This window comes from Acetobacter farinalis, from assembly GCF_011516935.1.
Lineage (GTDB): Bacteria > Pseudomonadota > Alphaproteobacteria > Acetobacterales > Acetobacteraceae > Acetobacter > Acetobacter farinalis.
The window spans coordinates 284,381-302,560 of record NZ_WOTF01000001.1 but is presented as its reverse complement, the minus strand read 5'-3'; the positions used below and the strand labels follow the sequence as shown (position 1 = coordinate 302,560).

14 protein-coding genes are annotated in these 18,180 nt (G+C 60.2%); 4 read left to right on the top strand and 10 right to left on the bottom strand.

The window, feature by feature from the left end:
• Positions 1-501 precede the first annotated feature (501 nt).
• Positions 502-1,758 carry a dicarboxylate/amino acid:cation symporter gene (locus GOB82_RS01335; protein WP_166118665.1) on the bottom strand — a complete coding sequence of 419 codons (1,257 nt, stop codon included), beginning with the start codon at positions 1,756-1,758 and terminating at the stop codon, positions 502-504.
• 325 nt (positions 1,759-2,083) lie between these two features.
• Between GOB82_RS01335 and GOB82_RS01330 the strand changes: the two genes are divergently transcribed.
• Positions 2,084-3,052: a hypothetical protein gene (locus tag GOB82_RS01330; protein ID WP_265793794.1), complete on the top strand. Its 969-nt coding sequence runs from the start codon at positions 2,084-2,086 to the stop codon at positions 3,050-3,052.
• A gap of 32 nt (positions 3,053-3,084) precedes the next feature.
• Here GOB82_RS01330 and GOB82_RS01325 read toward each other — a convergent pair whose 3' ends face one another.
• Both GOB82_RS01325 and GOB82_RS01320 read right to left on the bottom strand, forming a co-directional pair.
• On the bottom strand, positions 3,085-3,612 hold the full coding sequence (locus tag GOB82_RS01325) for a hypothetical protein (RefSeq protein ID WP_166118663.1): 528 nt from the start codon (positions 3,610-3,612) through the stop codon (positions 3,085-3,087).
• Positions 3,613-3,715: 103 nt separating this feature from the next.
• Complete coding sequence (locus tag GOB82_RS01320; RefSeq protein ID WP_166118660.1) at positions 3,716-4,087, bottom strand: YidB family protein; 372 nt, start codon at positions 4,085-4,087, stop codon at positions 3,716-3,718.
• Between the two features lie 275 nt (positions 4,088-4,362).
• Here GOB82_RS01320 and GOB82_RS01315 point away from each other — a divergent pair, with 275 nt between their 5' ends.
• The 3 genes from GOB82_RS01315 to GOB82_RS01305 all read left to right on the top strand — a co-directional run bounded on the left by GOB82_RS01315 (position 4,363) and on the right by GOB82_RS01305 (position 9,421).
• Positions 4,363-6,546 (top strand): FUSC family protein, encoded by a 2,184-nt coding sequence (locus GOB82_RS01315; protein ID WP_166118658.1) that lies wholly within the window; start codon positions 4,363-4,365, stop codon positions 6,544-6,546.
• Positions 6,547-6,868: 322 nt separating this feature from the next.
• The gene (locus GOB82_RS01310) at positions 6,869-7,129 is read left to right on the top strand and encodes a helix-hairpin-helix domain-containing protein (protein WP_166118655.1); all 261 of its coding nucleotides are present in this window, start codon (positions 6,869-6,871) and stop codon (positions 7,127-7,129) included.
• Between the two features lie 81 nt (positions 7,130-7,210).
• Positions 7,211-9,421 carry an FUSC family protein gene (locus GOB82_RS01305; protein WP_265793790.1) on the top strand — a complete coding sequence of 737 codons (2,211 nt, stop codon included), beginning with the start codon at positions 7,211-7,213 and terminating at the stop codon, positions 9,419-9,421.
• A gap of 67 nt (positions 9,422-9,488) precedes the next feature.
• Here the strand turns inward: GOB82_RS01305 and GOB82_RS01300 are convergent, their stop codons facing one another.
• The 7 genes from GOB82_RS01300 to GOB82_RS01270 form a co-directional block, all read right to left on the bottom strand.
• Positions 9,489-10,496: an ion channel gene (locus GOB82_RS01300; protein WP_166118652.1), complete on the bottom strand. Its 1,008-nt coding sequence runs from the start codon at positions 10,494-10,496 to the stop codon at positions 9,489-9,491.
• Between the two features lie 139 nt (positions 10,497-10,635).
• The gene (locus tag GOB82_RS01295; protein WP_166118650.1) at positions 10,636-11,616 is read right to left on the bottom strand and encodes a hypothetical protein; all 981 of its coding nucleotides are present in this window, start codon (positions 11,614-11,616) and stop codon (positions 10,636-10,638) included.
• Complete coding sequence (locus GOB82_RS01290) at positions 11,613-12,563, bottom strand: MlaD family protein (RefSeq protein ID WP_166118648.1); 951 nt, start codon at positions 12,561-12,563, stop codon at positions 11,613-11,615. The genes GOB82_RS01295 and GOB82_RS01290 overlap by 4 nt, the downstream gene beginning before the upstream one ends.
• Entirely contained in the window at positions 12,563-13,264 is a 702-nt protein-coding gene (locus GOB82_RS01285) for a P-loop NTPase family protein (protein WP_166118645.1), read from the bottom strand. The genes GOB82_RS01290 and GOB82_RS01285 overlap by 1 nt, the downstream gene beginning before the upstream one ends.
• Positions 13,265-13,268: 4 nt before the next feature.
• Positions 13,269-14,162: an MlaE family ABC transporter permease gene (locus GOB82_RS01280; RefSeq protein WP_166118631.1), complete on the bottom strand. Its 894-nt coding sequence runs from the start codon at positions 14,160-14,162 to the stop codon at positions 13,269-13,271.
• The gene (locus GOB82_RS01275) at positions 14,159-16,537 is read right to left on the bottom strand and encodes an adenylate/guanylate cyclase domain-containing protein (RefSeq protein WP_194300300.1); all 2,379 of its coding nucleotides are present in this window, start codon (positions 16,535-16,537) and stop codon (positions 14,159-14,161) included. The genes GOB82_RS01280 and GOB82_RS01275 overlap by 4 nt, the downstream gene beginning before the upstream one ends.
• Positions 16,538-16,691: 154 nt before the next feature.
• Positions 16,692-18,176, bottom strand: coding sequence for a Ppx/GppA family phosphatase (locus GOB82_RS01270; RefSeq protein WP_166118629.1), 1,485 nt, complete (start codon positions 18,174-18,176; stop codon positions 16,692-16,694).
• Positions 18,177-18,180: the final 4 nt, after the last annotated feature.

Genomic DNA, 18,180 nt, shown 5'->3' with positions numbered 1-18,180 from the left:
CCTTCTGGAGCAGGATGGTCAACTGTCACACGCAGGTGCTGACAATACAGTACCGAGCGCTTTTACAGCCTGCACCGAGACTTTTTATTCTGATCACACATGATGCTCGGCAAAGCAGAAATCCGGCCTGTGACGGTAGCCCAGTCTCCGTAACCGCAGCACGGATTGCCCCGCCAAGCGGACAAGACGCAGGCAGGCGAACAAACACCCCCGCACACAGTTTTACAATCACGCGGAAAGTCGGGAGCAAGCGGGCAGTCCGGGCTGGTGCGCAATCAGGCCCGTCCGCCTGTCTCGCCTGCCCCTGCTTTGGCTCCGTGCGCTGTAATGAGACGCATCGTGAGCATGCGCGTTTTCACGGAGCACGCTTTACTGAAAACCTCGCAGCCCGCCTCCGGCCCGGCCGGCTCTGCCTGAACCGGCTGAGCAGAAGACGCGATCAGGTGTGTGCTGGCTGCACAGACACCGTTAACAGGGGCGCAGCCTCAGGCTGGATACGCCTTAAATGACATCATCCGTCGGGCCATCGGACAGAACCCCTTCCCATTTGGCAGAAATGGCGGCGGCGTAGCCATTGCCCAGCACGTTGGTGGCGGTGCGGGCCATGTCCAGAAAATGGTCGATCCCGAGGATCAGCGTAATGCCGGCTTCCGGCAGGCCGAACTGCGGGAGCACGGCCACCAGCGTCACGATGGAGGCGCGCGGCACACCGGCAATCCCCTTGCTGCTCAGCATCATGACCATCACCATGGTAAACTGCTGGGCCATGGAGAGATGGATGTCATAAACCTGCGCAATGAACAGCGCCCCAAAGGTCTGGAACAGAATGGAGCCATCCAGATTGAAGCTGTAGCCCAACGGCAGCACAAACCCGCTGATGCGGCTGGGCACACCGAAATCCTCCAGCTTTTCCAGAAGCAGCGGATAGACGGATTCACTGCTGGCGGTGGCGTACCCCAGAATGAGCGGCTGGATGAGTTCACGGATCAGATCTTTGATCCTGCGGCCCAGCACCAGAAAAGCCAGCGTGGTGAGCACCGCCCACAGCACCAGAATGGTGCCGTAGAACTCCACCAGAAAGCGGCTGTACTGAATCAGCATCCCGCCGCCGCTCTGGGCCACACTCCCCATTACGGACCCGAATACCGCCATGGGGGCCAGCAGCATGACCATATCTGTCATCCGCAGCATGATGTGCCCCAGCTCCTCCGTCCAGCCGAGCATGGTTTTTCCGGCCTTACCCGCGGCAGGCAGGGCGAGGCCGAACAGAACGGCAAAGACAACAATCTGGAGAATATCGTTCCGCGCCATGGCATCCAGCGCGCTGGTGGGCACAATATGCAGCAGGAATTCAACCGGCTGGAACGGGTGCTTCAGCGACCCGAGGTCTCCCGTGGCAGGAGGCACAAAGCCCGCGCCCGGCTGAAGGATATTACCCGCCAGCAGCCCGATCATCAGGGACACGAAGGACATACTGACAAACCACAGCAGGATTTTACCCCCGATGCGGAAAACCTGCGTATCATCCCCCAGCTTGCCAATGCCGCTCACCAGCGTGGCGAACACCAGCGGCGCAATGACCATCTTGATCAGACGCAGGAAAATCCCCGTCATGAGGGTAGCGGCCTGCTCGGAAAAATGAATGACGGCAGGGGAGAGCGTATGAATGAAAAGGCCGCTCAACACCCCCAGAACCAGAGCTGCCAAAATGGCATAAGTCCGCCGTCTTGTGTTGACGGACTGCGTCCCGATAGCCATTGCGTGCTTCCTTTGTTCTGTTTTTTCGCCACTATTTGGGCGTTTTTTACGCCACTGGCGGAAATATTTGAAGAGTACTCCGCCAGGCAACCGCCATTTCCCTCTCCACAAAGTGACGACACCAGAATAGATAAACAATCGAAACAATAGATTTTTGATGTCGCGGAAAAAGAGAGTAAAAATATCGTTATTCGCCTCAAAGACTCCTCTTGTTTTAAAAACAATAGAAAAATCTTTAAAAAAAATCTTCCCCTCTTGTTGATTTCATGGGATTTTACTGCTTTCTCTCAGCCAAAATAAAAAGAAAAAGGCTGTTTTAAAGGCAATGGTCAGGCTGTCGTCCTCCCACATTTTCCGTGCAGTGTTGATCGGATCTGCCCTTACATCCCCCCTGCACACGGCACAAGCAGACTCCCAGTGGTATACCGGGTCTCTGGTCTCCCCCTCAGGCGCCAAGTCTCATGCGGGAGACGGCGGGGTTGAGCCTTATTATTCCTATAGCCAACCCATCGGTACCTTTGCGGCCAACGGCACCAGCCATCCGTTGCATCCACGCCAGCAAACCATCAGCAATTCCACCCTGTGGAAGTATGGCATTACGGATGACATCAGCATTCAGGCCCACACCGTTGTCAGCTATGGGTGGAAACACACGGCCGGACACACGCACGGGCCACAGTTTGGTGATTTTCCGGTTGATTTCATCTGGCGCTTTCTCCACCCGGACGCCAAACGGTTTATTCCCGACCTCAATCTTTTTGCCGGCGTTGTTCTGCCTACCGGGGCTTATTCACACCTGCGCTCCGCACAGGATGGCACGGGCGCCGGGGCTTTTGTTTTCCGCATGGCCATAACGGAACAATCCACCTACACCCTGCCCGGCAACCACGCCCTGCGGCTGCGCGTATGGAACTGGTGGCGCAGAGCCCTGACCAGCGCGCATCTTCGGGATATCAGCAGTTATGGCACAGCCGTCGGGTTTCGCGGGCAGGCGCGCCCCGGCATGAGTGGGCAGACCGGATTTTCTCTGGAATACGGGCTGAACCAGCGCTGGGTTCTGGCCATGGATCTTGCACGGGACTGGGCCAATGGCACCCACCTGAAGGGGCATACTGGCACCGGGAGCCGCGTTGATAAAATCAGCGCGGCCTCAACAGACTGGCAGATTGCTCCGGCCGTTGAATATAACTGGAATGCGCGATGGGGCGTTATTGCCGGCTGCGCCATTTACTATGCCGGGCATAATACAGGCGTGAAAATGGCCCCACAATTTGCAGTGAATACCGTATTTTAAGGCGCATCACCCGGCGCGTTTAAAGCCTGCGCCTAACTGCGGCCCACTTCATGAAGCGGGGTGCGCGCCCAGATATCCTCCCGCGCACGGCGCTGGGGCGGGCGGGGCTGGCAGGAAATGAAATACAGCCCCACGGCAAACACGATATTGGACAGCGCGTTAAACCACATGGGGAGTTGAAACGGCGCGGGAGCATCAAACGCCTGATACAGCACATAGGCTGTAAACGGGAGGGACACCAGCCGCACCCCCACCAGCATGAACCGCAAAGGGTTGGGCCTGCCGGGCTGAACCAGCACGCGCATGCGGTTCAGGCCAATAAAAAATGTGACGCACAGGCCCCAGACCAGCACGTTGAACATCATGTTGGAAATATCTTCCATCCCGCCGATCACAAACACGGCGATGATGGACACAGCAGAGAGCAGCAGAGAGCCGAGCTGGCAGCTCATGCCCACTTCAAGCGCAGGCAGGCGCTCGGGCAGCCTGTCCGCAAGGGGCTGACAGAGTTCATCCAGCAGCCAGCTATCAATGCGCGTGATGCGCTCACCTAGAGTCATGCGGGTATCATAACGGATTATCCGCCATGTTGCACGTTTCAATCCTGCACAGTGCCGCAGGGAGGCAAAACTCCCCGGCCCGCAGGCCGGGGGCTCAACCGCATCAGGCTTCCTTGGTCGGCCCGGCAGAAGGCAGCGTGCCTTCCGGTGTGTTCTTGTCCACCGCGTCCGGCAGGAAATGGGCCAGCGCGCCCAGCACGGCATCCACCGGCAGGCCGGTGCGCTCTACCAGATCATGCACCGTGCTGCTGCCCAGAATATTGCGGATTTCATCAGCCGTGGCCGGAACATTGCTGCCCTGACCAATCCAGGACCGCACCTTGTCACCCAGCCCGGCCTGATCAGCCTGCGTCAGAATGTTCTGAATCATTTCCGGCTGAAGCAGTTTCTGAAGCTGTTCCTGCACGCCCCCCTGAAGATCGACGCCCAGAGCGCCTTCAACCTTGCCTACCAGATTCTGAATAAAGTCGGACATATTAAAGCCTCTCTGCTATTCCATTAAGCTGGTGAGCACGTTTCACGTTCATACAGCGATACACGCCTTACCAGAAGCCATCAGACACGAGATGACCATGGACCAGACCGCTCTCATATGCGAGATCAATAACAGTCTTTCTGATATCCGGGCACCTCAGCCAGACTGAACCGATAGCTGATATGCATCTGACACCTCAAGGAAAATTCAGGGAATCGGGCTATTTTGAGAGACTGAATCGCCCTGAACAGCTTCACCCGATAAAGTAGCCGCTTTTGCCCAGCATCCCTCTTTTCCTTCTCGAGCGTATCGGGCCATTGCGCCATCTGCGCCCCCTGCGTCGCCCCGGTGAGCAGAAAAGCAGCCATCTGCAATGGCTGTTTGCTCCCACGCTCCCCGCTGTGGGATTTGCCGTGCGCACCACGGCGGCGGCCCTCATCTCGCTGGTTATCGCCCTGTGGATGGAGCTGGATGACCCGCAGTGGGCCCCCATGACCGTCTGGATCGTGGCGCAGGGATCACGCGGGGAAAGCCTTTCGAAGGCGCGGTGGCGTCTGGTCGGCACCGCCGTTGGCGTGGTGATGTCCATTACGCTGATATCCGCCTTTATCCAGCAGGCGTGGCTGTTTTTCCCGGCTCTGGCTATCTGGGTGGGGCTGTGCTGCACGCTGGCAACCCTTGTCCGCAATTTCCGTTCCTACGCGCTGGTGCTGGCGGGCTATACCTGCGCCATTATTGCCATCGGGGCCATTCCAAACCCTGAAAACGTCTTTCTTACCGCCCTGTCCCGTGCGACCTATATTGTGCTGGGCATTGCCTGTGAGAGTGTTCTGGCGGGCCTGTTCGCGCATAATCTGGCGGATGTCGCCCGCCGCAATATCCGCGACAAACTGCGCACCGCGCTGAGCAATGTCTCGGCCTCGGTCTCCAGCCTTCTGGCTGGGGATGAGGAAGCGCTGGTCCGCTCCCGTGCGATGTTCGGCCCCATTTTGTCCATTAATGACCAGATTGAATTCTCGGAAGTGGAAATGGGCCCGCACGGGCATGAGGGAGACCACGCCCGCGCCGCCCTTGCTGCGGTTTCCGTTCTGCTCTCACGCGGTCTGGGCATGGCGGTGCGGCTGCAATATGTGAACACCAACCAGCCGGTGTTCCACGCCACCGCCAGCCGTGTCAGCGCCTTTCTCACCGCCTTGCCGCCCCAGCTTGAAAATGATGATACGGTCCAGACGCTTCTGGAAAACCTCCGCCTGCTGCGCGGCGAATGCCGACAGCAGATTGTGGATGCGCTGACGAAGGAAATCAGCATCCAGCAGGTTCAGGTGCAGGACAATCCGGAAATTCAGGCCCTGCTGGATGGGCGTATCCTGCATAACGCGCTGGATGAACTGCTGGGCGAGTTGGAACAGGCCATTCGGGAATATGATGCCAGCCAGCATTATATACGCGGGGACCATTTCCATTTCCGCCTTCAGTCCCATGTCGACAAGCGCGAAGCCTTTTATAACGGCCTGCGCGCGACCGTTGCCATCACCTGCGCCGGGCTGGTGTGGGAAGTCACGGCATGGCCTGCGGGTCTTGGCTTCATCACCTTTGTGGCCATTGTCTGCGGTCTGTTCGCCACGCGGGAAAACCCTGTGGTGGCCACCACCCAGTTCATGGTGGGCAGCCTCTGGGCCGCGCTCGTTTCCTTCTTTCTTGTGTTTGTGGTGCTGCCCACACAGGAAAATTATGAAATGCTGGTAGCCACCCTCGCCATCCCCATGATTGCGGGCGGGCTGGCCAGCCGCAACCCGGCAACAGCCCTGCACGCTGCCGCCTATACGCTGCTGCTCCCCAATTTCGTGCACCCGTTGAACCAGGGCCGAGAAAACGAGATAGCCTGGTTCAACTCCACCGCCGCCATTCTTCTGGGAGTGGCTTTCGCCGTTGTGATGTTCCGGGCTGTCATGCCCTTCAGCAGTGCGGCGGAACGCTGGCGCATGCGCCGCACCCTGCTACGGGACCTGCGCACGCTGGCCTCCGCGGAGCAAATCCCGCTCAACCAGAACTGGATTGGCCGGAATATTGACCGCTTCGCCCGCCTGATCCGCCATGCTGGCCCCACGCCCTCCCCCACCATTGAGGGCTGCCTTCAGGGCACACTGGCGGCCATGACCATCGGCCTGAACATTATCCGCCTGCGCACCCTGCTGGAGCGCAACCAGATCCCGCCTTCCGCCCGCAAACCGATTGAGGTGGTGATGAAGCGTATGAGCCGCTTTACCGGAAAATACGGCCGCACGGCCCAGAGTGCGCGCATTGCCACCCAGACCCTGCGCCGCATTGAGGCCATGGAGCCCAACATCAGCACCCGTATCGAGCTGACCCGCGCCATTGCCTATCTGATTGTGGTGTCACACGAGCTGGACGCAAACGCCGTGTTCCTTGACGCCTCCAAACCTTACCGGGCGGCTTGAGCCCGGAGAGCCTGTAAAAGCCCGTCCCGGTGGCGCTGTTTCCGCAGGGCTCGCTGCAAGGCCCGGGATGCATGGTGTGTTACCCGAGTGCCCTCGCACTGGCGCCACCAGCGCACCGAAACGGTGATTACAAAACTCAAAGACTGACACGGCATGAGTGCGGCCCTCATACACTTAGAGGCCACGCACCCTGCGGCCTGTTTCCCGAAACCTGCACATTTTCCCGCAACCCGATATAGTGACAAAACCTCAGCAATTATGCGCACAGGGCTGGGTAGAAGAGCGTCTAACACGCCGTGTGACAGAGGCACAGGAGGGAACAATGTCCGGTTTCAATGATGCGGAACGCGCCGCCCTGCTGGCGCTCAAGGGCATCGGTCCACGGGTTGTGGCGCGCCTTGAGGCAATGCAGATCAACGGGTTTGCGGATCTGGCCACGCGTAATGTGGACGATCTCTGCGCTCTGGGGGCAGCCCTGGCAGGTTCAAGCTGCTGGAAAAACAGTCCTCAGTCCCGCGCAGCAATGAAAGCCGCCATTGAGAGAGCACAACGGGACATCACCCCGCTCACACACGCGCAATAAGCCGTTTTTTTTGAAAAAGAATTTTAGGAAGGACCGGACCCGCCTCTGTGTTATAACAGAAGCGGGGAGGAAAACTGGTCCGTGCGCTTGTCCTTATTCTCTGAACGCCTTGTTCGACACCTGCCTGCGTGGGTTACCGGTGCAGTGCAGGGCCGAGCCGGTCTTCCAGAAACTGCGCCGCTGGCCTGGTTGATTGCCCCCTCCCCCGCTAATCTCGGCTTTGCCCTGCGCACAACCTGCGCGGCCCTACTCGCCCTGAGCATTGCGTTATGGATGGAAATGGACAGCCCGCAATGGGCCGCCATGACCACATGGATTGTTGCCCAGAACTCACGCGGGCAAAGCCTCTCCAAAGCCAAATGGCGGCTGATAGGCACCTGTGCCGGAGCGATTGCCGGTGTGGCCTTTCTGGCAGCCTTCCCGCAGGAGCCCTGGCTGCTGTTCCCCCTGCTGGCGCTGGGAGCCGGAGCCTGCTGTGCGGAAGCCACCTTCCTGCGTAATTTCCGGTCCTACGCGCTGGTGCTGGTGGCCTTCACCTGCACGATTATTGTGCTGAGTGCGGCAAACCAGCCGGACAATGTGTTCATGATCGCCTTGTCCCGCACGACATACATCACGCTGGGCATTGTGTGCGAAAGCACACTGGCGGGCCTGTTTGCACCCCGGCTGGATACCATTGCGCAGGAGGAACTCCGCAGGCGCATGCAGGAAACCCTGTCCGGTGCCTGCCAGAGCATGACGGGACTGCTTCTGGGGCAAAAGGACGGCCTGTTCCGCTCCCGCGCCCTGATGAGCAGCATCCCTTCTCTGGCAGACCAGATTGAGTTCAGTGAAATCGAGATCGGCCCGCATGCCCATGCCGGAGACCATGCCCGCGCGGTTCTGGCCAGTATTTCCACCTTTCTGGCGCGTGGGTTGAGCCTGCATATCCACATGGAAGCCGCCTCTCCCCTGCCTTCGGCATTCAGAAAAACCCTCTCCAGTTTTACCACGATTTTGAACCACGTACCGGAACAGCTTCAGAATACCACACCGGTTGAAGCCGCCCGCGTGATCCGGAAAGCGCTGTACCGCGCCCGGACGGACTGCCTGCAATCCGCAACAGATACGTTGATCCTTTTTGAGCAAGCCCGCGCCCAGCCCGCCTGCCCGGATGACCTGATACGGGATCTGCTGGAAAGCCGTATTCTGGAAACGGCTCTGGCAAAGCTGATCCTGGAACTGGATGAAGCCCTGCTGCATTTTATTGCCCTTTATGACCCAGCCCCCACGGACCGCTTCCGCTTTAAGCAGCATATTGAAAAAGACCCCGTTCTGGCTCTGAACAACGGCCTGCGTGCGGCCGCCGCCATCTGCATTGGCGCATTGATCTGGGAGGTTACTGCGTGGCCGAACGGTGCCACACTGGCCATGTTTGTAGCCGTGACCAGCACACGCTTTTCCGCCTTTGAGAATCCTGTTCTGGCTTCGAGCGGTTTTCTCAGGGGAGCCTTGTGGGCGGCGGCGGTGTCCTGGGTGTTGGTTTTTGTGGTGCTGCCGGAGCAGGCCAGTAATGAAACCTTGCTGGCCTCACTATTCTTTCCCATGCTGGTGGGCGGGCTGGCGCTGCGCGCGCCCGGCACTATTGGCACCGCCGCGGCCTATAACAATTTCATGCCGTTCATGGTGGGGCCAGCCAACCATGCGCGCCTGAATGAACTGGTCTGGTTCAACACCACCCCGGCAGTTGTGCTGGGTATTGCACTGGGTGTGTGGGCATTCCGGCTGGTGCTGCCGTTTGACCCGGCGGCGGAGCGCTGGCGCCTGCGCCGCAAGCTGGTGCGGGACCTGCGCAGGCTAGCCGCACGACAGAGCGCCTTTACCCCGGCGGAATGGATGGCGCAGTCTTGCGGGCGCATTGCACAGATTATCCACCATGCGGGTGAAAGCCCCGATACACTGACAGAAGCCTATCTGGCGGGAGCCATGGGAGTCATGACGGTAGGGCTTCTGGTTTTACGGATTCAGCATGTTCTGGAACACAAGATTCTGCAGCCGGGACAGACGCAGCTGTTGCAGGATGTCCTGCACAGCATCGCCACCCTGCACGGTCGCACCACCACGCCCGCGCAAACAGCCGCCAGAGCGCTTGCACTGCTCCGCCCCGCGGCTTTGGCGGAACCCAACCTCTCCCGGCAAATGGACCTGACCCGCGCCGTGGGCAGTCTGGAAGTCATGAAGCGGGAGCTGGCGGATAATGTCACGTTTCTGGATACAACGCGCCGCTTCCACCTCCCCTCCGCTGCGGCCTAGTGGCCCGGAGGCGACCTGAACGTGGGCTTCAGCCAGTCCTGGCAGGTCTTCCCCCCCCCGATGCGCTTCAGTGTTTTTCAATATCGTGAAAACGCGTGTAATCCACAGCAATTCGGCCATCCGGCCGAGGGGCGACAATATCCACAAACCGGTGATTATGGTGCACAAGGTCAAACCGGTATGCTGTTCGGGCAAAAACGGTCTGACCCAACGCTTCGTCCGTACCGGTCACTGTCACGACAATTTCGGCTGTTTCCTTATCCAGTTCCGCCATGCTCTTCCCGTAAAGCGGGCTTTCCGGCCCGATCACATGCGCCATGACAAATGCAAACCGCAGGACCGGCACATGAGACTGCACCAGCAGAAGCTGGTCAAACTGCCGCACCAGATGCCCGTTTTCACTCATGACCAGACGGGAGAGTGCGACTTCCACATCCACGGATAAAATGACACTGAGCCGCATGTTGGCAATGCGGATGCACAGGGCAGGCACTCCGTTCTCACTGCTGATAACTGCTTTGTTGCTGAACATGATGCGGGCACGCGGGCGGGCAAAGCGCGCAAACACCACGCCCGTTGCCAGAGCGTTGATCATCATGCCCGCCAGCACTTCAAACGACACGATGACATTGGCCGTGGTCCCCACCGGCACCATGCCGCCATACCCCACGGTGGAGAGGGTCTGCACACTGAAAAAGAACAACGACAACAGGCCATGCTGCCCTGTCCCGGTTACCTGCATCGGCACGATCAGGTAGAGCAGCGCGAAAAACAGGTTCACCAGAAAATAGAAAACGACAGATAGCGCCGCAAAAGAAGGCCAGCTTATCGTCAGCGCATGATGGTACAGGTCTGTCCAGACACTGTCTGTCAGCCCCACACGCACGATATCCCGATGGCTTTTTTCCTCCACCAGCGCATGAGCGCGGAACCGGCGTATGGCTTCCTTTGTTGTAAAATGGACTTTTTTGCCAGTGCCGTTTGTGTTCTGAAGCGGGGCATCATCCAGTTTGTTATAGCGCGCCGTCAGTCTTGCCTCGCGCTTTTCCTTAAGCTGCCGCAACAAACTTCTCATCTCTGCCTTCTGGTCTGAAAGGCCGCCCTGCCGCGCGCCTGTATCTCCAGAGGGTCATACACGGCCTCACGACAGCCTTCTCACGTCAATTGCGCATGGCAAATCCGCTTCACAGTTCAGAGATTCTTCTGGCGGTTTCTTAAGGTTTTTTCTCTTCCTCAAACGGATGCAGGGAAACACCGCCAGCCAGATGCCCCCACTGCGCCGCATCACTGCGGGAGGTGTCCGCCCCACCCCGCGTCAGATGGTTGCCCTGCGTCACGGTGGCGGCATCCATCGTATCGGCAAACTTCGCCTGCACGGAGGCACTCTGCGCGGCCCGGGCCCACAGGCTGGCCGCCTTCTGCCGGTCTCCAGAGCGGTCCGCCGCCTGCCCGGCCAGAGCCAGAGCGCGCGCCATATCCCGGTAAGAGGCTTCCTGCCGCCGCAGGTCGGCGGCCTGTTCGGCCAGCATGTCCGCCTGCGCGGGGTTACTCGCCAGCAGGGCGCGGGCCTGAATTTCCGCCTTGTCAGCCTGCTCCGTAAGGGAGAGCGGCGGCTTGAGTCCGTCAAAAAACGCAAGAGCCTTCTGGAAGGCAACGCTATCCTGCCCGGCATCCGCCGCAAGCCCCAGCACAAGCGCGGCCCGCGCCACACCGGCCCGCTGGGGGGCAGCCATACCGGCAGACGCCAGTGTTATGGCCTGCGGATACTGCTTCAGGCGGTAGTAAGCCGCGGCCTCAACCAGATCAAACTCCGGCTGTGCCGCTGTCCGCCGCAGAGCGGCTGCCTGCCGGGTGATGCCCACGGTTTTAATAGCGCCCGCCGGATCATCCGCCGCAAGCTGGGAGACGGCAAGATCATACCCGGCGGCGGAGGCCGCCACACCATCATCCCGCAACAGAGCCAGATCCGCCGCTTTGCGGTACTGGGTGATGGCCACGCTGTAGCGACCCAGTTCGAAGGAATCCTGCCCGGCTGTCATGGCCTGATCCCACGCGGCATCATCCCGCGCGGAAGGCGCATCCGCAGCCTGCCCGCCGCACCCTGCCAGCAGAAGCGGGAGCAGAAGGAAGGAAGCCGGGAGGCGGGACGCCTTACGCCGCGGGGCCTGCCGGAGCTGGTGCACACCGCGCCTCATGGCCGCACCTGCCGGGGGGCCAGAAGGTTCTCGTGTGTTGTTTTCTTCCCCCCCAGCAGCCACATGCCGCGTAACTGTTCCGTCAGTTTTTCCAGCCCATACAGCGTGGTCTGGGCCTGTGCGAGCAGTGCTGGCAGATCGGCCGTGCTGGCTTCCACACTGGCGGCAATGGCTGGCAGATGGGGTGTCGCCCCTTTCAGATCATGCGTGGACGCGCGCAGATTGCTCATCGTGCCATCCGTTTTGGTCATGATGCCGGATACCTGCTGCTCAATCGGCTTGAGGCGATCAATCACGGTGTTCAGTGAAACAACCGCCGCTTGCGCCTGTTTGAGCAGTTCATCATTGGTCAGCAGTTGCCCCACCGTGCCCTTGCCCGCATGCATATCTGTCATGGTGGCATCCAGTTCCGCCATCATATGTCGGGCGCTGGCAATGGCCGGCATGATCTGGTCCTGAATATCATTCAGCGTGGCGGTAATCTGATCCGCCGGATTGGGGGCCGGTGTGGCGTTGAGCACCGCATAGCTCCAGTCCATGGCATCACCATGCCCACGGCTCAGCTCCAGATAGGAGGAGCCGGTGACAATAAACTGCTTGCGGATAATGGCCGTGCTGTCCCGCCGGATGAAGGGTTTGGCCTGCGGGTCCAGATCCACCAGCGCATACATCTCGCCCGAGGGGTTGAGTTTGACCGCACGAACAGAGCCAGCATGGGTGCCGAGCAACTGCACATCACTCCCCACGGTCAGCCCGCCCACGCCGGAGGCAGGCAGTGTGACATGCAGGCGCGCAGGCGGTGTCAGCCAGTCACGCAGCACACCGGCCTCCACCACGGCACCGGCAAACAGCACCACGCTGAGCAGTACGAGGAACCCGACCCATTCATCCGCATAGCGCAGGGAAATAAGCGGTTTGATCTTCTGTCGTAAGCGGATCTGGAACATTATGCTGTCCGTACTTCTACAAGCCCGTCATCAGCCAGGCGCCATAAACTTGTAATCCCCTGCCGGTAGCCCTGCCATACGGCATTGCCACGCACCAGCCAGATCACACCGGCTCCCCTGTCCCGCGCCTCCGTTATCGCACTCAGAAACGGATTGAGCAGGTCCACAGGGCTTGCTTCCAGCGGGTCTTCCAGAAGCAGCAGCCGGGGGCGCCCCATAAATGCCCGTACACACCCTGCCCGCAGCAGGTCTACATCGGAAAGCCTGCTGGGGGGCAGCACCGGCAGGCCCGGAAGGCCGAACAGTTCTCCCAGCCGGGCGGCTTCCGCCACCACCTCGTCCAGCGGGCGGTTGGTATGGTGCAGTTGCTGGAGCGTGATGGCAAGGTGCGTGTTCAGGAACTCCGGCCAGCTTGGCCTGCGGGTCATACGGCCAATGCGCCCGCGCAGAGCGTTCAGTTCCCTGTCATGCAGTTCAGCCCAGTCCAGCCCCATGAATTTTACCGCGCCCTCTTCCAGCGGCACCAGCCCGCAGCACAGATCCGCAAACATGGTGGCGCGAGAGGCGGAACGCGCCTCCACCACCACGCAGTCCCCCGGCATCAGCTTCATGCTGAACGGCAAAGGCGGCAGGCCGCTTTCTTCAAAGGAGGGCACAGCCTTGTTCAGTTCCAGCAATGGCCCGACGGTGCGTGTCTCCATGGCTTTACAGGTCCAGACTGAACAGAACGCTGACAGCCATGACAATCAGCATACCACGGGAGAAGCCGCGCGGCAGGAGTGTGCGAAGGTTGTCTTCGTTGGTTGCGGTCAGCCCGGTCAGGCAGCCACCCAACCCCACGACAAACCCGACCGCGATGAATTTAAGAGGGATCACCAGATAATCCGCGCGGGACATGGCGGTAATCACATCATAAAAAAACGTCCAGACAGGGTTGGTCACCACGCCGGAAATCCGGCTGATCACATAGCCGGTGAGCAAGGCCGCGAAGGAGAACAGGATGCCCAGCGTAAACCCGCCGACCGTAAACGCCAGCGTACGCGGCATGACCAGCAGCAGGAACGGGTCCAGCCCCTGCGCCTGCATGGAGCGGATTTCTCCCCCCGTGGTCAGCAGTCCGAGCTCCGTGACGGAGAGCATGCCATTCCGCCCCAGCAGCAGCATACCGACCAGAATGGGGGCAATTTCCCGAATAACGACGTCCACCAGAATGGTGCCCGTCATTTTGGTCATGCCCGCCAGACCCAGCCAGTAAATGGTTTGGGAGACAGCCGCCACGCCTGTCAGCGTGCCGGCGAACAGGGTGGCCACCATCCCGCCGCCCACAACACTGTTCAGCGTGGCCCCGAATTCGAACCGGACTGTCCGTCGCCAGGAATGCGTGCGGAAGCTTTCAAAAATAACGCCCCAGCTTGCCCCGAGCATGATGAGGAAAAAGCGGATCTGCCTGCGTGTCAGCCGCCCCACCAGGCCAAGTTTTTCGTACACCCACAGACGCAGCGCAAATTTCTGCCCGTGATGCGGGTGGCTGGCGGCATCAGCCGCCAGAATGGGATCAAGCTCCCCTCCGGGCTCACGCGGTTCGTTCGTACCACTCATCGCCGGGCTGCCAGAACATACGCCCGGCCAAGGCCGAGATGCGGTGCATAAAATGTCCCGCGGGAACGGAACAGATACCGGTCACGCAGAGCCTGATAGACACGGTCTGTCACCTGAATGGTGCCGCCTTCTGTCACACCCTGCGCCATGAGTTCCGCCAGAGAGACTGTCTGCCCCCACAGGTTGAACACTTTGGGCTCTTCCCCCACAGCCCCGCCAAAAGCCGCACCGTAATCCAGCCCCATGGCGAACACAGGCTCCAGATCCGCCGCAGCCAGAGCCGCCATGAACGTCTCCCGCATGGTCAGCGCGGCATCCGCAACGCGGATGATGGCCGTGGGGTCTTCCTCCTGCGTGCAGCCTGCCATGCAGATCATCCGGTGGCCCGCCACTTCCACCGCGAACAGCCCGCGCTCTCTGGAAATGCGCTGAACATCCGTCGCAAGCTGATTGATCAGATCCAGCAGAGCGTGTGTCTGCGTCTCTCCATCCACCACCGGGTCCGAGAACGTGATCACCAGCACGGCAACGGAGGGATAAATGCCGGATGAGACCGCGCCGCCTGGCGCACGCACCAGCATGTTATCAAAACTCGGTTCGGCGCGGGGGGCTGCGATGGCCATTGCCCCGGGCACCTCATCAGCCGGCAGTGTGAGCGCCCCTCCGGCATCCTGACCGGTTTCAACCAGCCTGATCCCCGCAATGGACGCCATCAGGCTCACAAAATAGACCACATGCGGCACCATGGCCGCATCTTCCAGCACCACCGCCCCCACAATGCCTTTCGGCCCCTGAATGGGGTATACGGCCAGCATGTGTGTCCCGAGTTCACGCATGACGAGGCGCTCAAACTGCGTTGTCCGTTCATCCGTGGCGGCATTGGGCACATTCAGCACATCACCGGATTCAATGCTGCTGAACAGCCCGCCAAGCTCCGTGCGGGACATTTCAAATCCGCCGGAATGCGTATCCTCTTTCTGATCGTACGAATCCTCGCAGATTATGGCGGCCCCGTCATACAGCAGGCGCCAGATGCTGGCCCGCCGGGCATTCGTCACATGCGCAAGCTGCTCTGTCAGCACGAGCGGTTCCGCCGTGGGATCAAACAGGCTGGGCGTGGACGCCACCTGCTGGACCGCGGCACTTTCATGCGCAATCTGCATCCCCTGCTGCGTCAGCTTGCGGGCCATCCGTTCAGACCGCCGCACCTGCCGCACAAGGAAGCCGGCCAGCACCAGAGAGAACACGATGATAATGCCCGCAAACTGAAGGCTCTGCTGGCTGCTCTGCCGGGCAAAGCTTGCAAAATCATTTTCCGGGGCGGACAGCAGGAGGATCCAGCCTTTTGCTGAATTTTTCAGCGGAGAGGCAATGGTGACGTAACGCTTGTTATTCAGCTCAAAACTGTGGGGGCCAAAGCCGCGCACCCGGTAATGATCATACCCACGCGCAAAAACAGGATGCGTTTTGGGGTCCAGCACCATTTTTTCAGAGTCCCATCCTGCCGCTTCCGCCTGCTGCATGATGTTACGCCCGGCAATAACGCGCCCCTTGCTGTCCAGAATAATCGCGTTACCGGTTTTCCCGACCTTCAGGTGGTCAAGAAACGTGCTGAGTTCATTCAGGGAAATATTGGTTGCAAAAACATAGGTATGGCCGTTTGCGCCCTGAAAGCGCAGGGAACTGGTCATGACAAACTGGCGGGACGCCGGGAACAGGTAAGGCTGTGTCCACTGCGTGTCCGTCTGGTCTTCCGTATCAGTATACCAGGGGCGCTTGCGCGGGTCATATCCGGTGGCGTCCGTATATTCCTCGCCGGTTTTTACACCATCATCCGTGAAAAATTCACGATGATAGACCTGCTTGCCATCATGCACCTCAAACGTGGTGCGCTCCTGATTTGTGCCATCCGGCCCACGGGTAATCAGGCGGAAATGGCCTTCTTCATCCCCCAGATAAAAGGACTGCAACTGGGGCACGCTTTGCAGCATGGCCGCGCCGTAGGAATTGAAAACGCGGTCCACCACCTGAGTGGGGGCATGCGCGATCATGCCGCTGGCAATGGTGTTCCCCGCCACGGCCGGCATGATGTAATCCGAGACTTCCTGAGAAATATTGCGCTGCACAGCCCCCAGAAGTTCATGTGTCAGAGCGACAACCCCTGCCCGCGTGGAGCGGTAGGAATGCAGGCCGATGGCGGCAATGGACCCCACAACCAGAATCAGAGCGCCAAACGGCAGAACCAGATGCAGCAGAACACGCCGCACAGAGGCATCGTTCTGCACGGTCGGGTCGACTATTTCTTCAGAAGACACGCCACGTTTTCCCCTGAATGACTGCTCATAAATTCCCACTCCCACAGAACAAGCGCTCATGATGCCTGCCTGAAGAAGCAGGTGCCGCGGCCTCTGTCCGGACAGATGACTGAAATTTAAGGTGCCCAGAACGCCCCGGCTTGTCCAGCCCTGTCACAGCGGCGCGCCTACGCAGGGCTCCCATGCTCACCTAACGGCGCGGAAAAGCCCCGGCTTACAGATCAGCCTCAAACCGGGTGGGAACATTCAACGCCTGCCCAAGGCGGGACAGGCCCCGCCCCACGGTTTCCCCCCGCACGGCCACGCGGGAGGAGACCAGTTTCAGAACCAGTTCCTTGTTCTGCCACAGCAGGGCTGTGCCCTCGAGCAGGACAGCCGTCCCGCCGGAGAGGGAATAGGCCAGACGCAAGGCATGCCCCAGCGCCACGGCACGCCGCCAGGCGGCATCACTCAGCAGCATGCGGGATGTGGAGAGGAATTCGGCATTAAGCTCCGCACCATACCGCACGGCCAGCGCCAGCGCGAGCCAGGCCCGTGCTTCGTGGTCAAACCCCACGCCCTGCACCCGCAGGATACGCCAGTAGGTCTGCTCCGCGCGGTATTCCGGGTGATCGTGGCTCCCCACATCCGAAAGAAAGCAGGCAATGCGCCGCAGATGCTGCTCGGCCGCACTTTCCTTGGAAAACAGGTCCGCCGTCCAGCGGCAGAGCACGTCGGGTAGCGTATTGCTGCGGCCCAGCCGGGCGCACATATCCCGGGCGACCACATCCATCGGGTCCTGCGGCAGGCAATCCGGGGCGACATTCAGCATGTACCACCCCTCCCGCAGGCCATCCACACAGAACACCACGCGCTCGGGCTGCACCCGGCGCAGCAGCCGACGCAGCACGGTGGCCGCGAACGGCACATCATCCAGACGTTTTTTGGGAGCACCGGGCAGGCGCTCCAGACTGCGGCGCTGCGCGTGCAGGAGCCAGCCGGTCATCTCCCGCGCTTCCTCCAAACCCAGCGTATAATAATGCACGATGTTCAGCGGATACTGCATCCGGGCGATATGCAGCCGGGCCAGCGCACGAAAGGCTCCGCCCACAAGATACAGCGTGCCGCCCTTGACCTGCGAAAGCCATTTGACCGCGCCGATATCCTCATCCGCCAGCGTGCGGGCAACGCCGAGATCTCCATTTGCGCGGTCACTCAGGCGAATGACCCCCAGAGGCAGGGTATTGGCATCATGCCGCCCATCTTCGGCAAGGCGGATCAGCTCCAGAGAGCCTCCCCCCACATCCGCCACCAGACCATGCGCGCCGGGAATGCCGCACATGACGCCAATGGCGGAATGATCAGCCTCTTCCTCTCCGCTCAGGATACGGATTGGCACCCCCGGCATGTTCCGCCGCAGGGCTTCCACAAATTCAGGCCCGTTCAACGCATCCCGCACGGCGGCGGTGGCCAGAATTTCAAACGGCTCGGCATTCATGGCCCGGGCAATGGCGTGGAAGCGGCTGAGCACTTCCATGGCCATCTGCACGCCTTCCTCATTCAGGCGGCCCGTTGCCGTCAGGCCGCGCCCCAGACGCAGAACGGCCTTTTCGTTAAAAATCGGCACAGGATTCCGCGAGACGCCCTCGAACACCACGAGGCGCACAGAATTGGAACCAAGGTCAACAACGGCCGAGCGGCGCGGCATATCTATCTGCATGAGC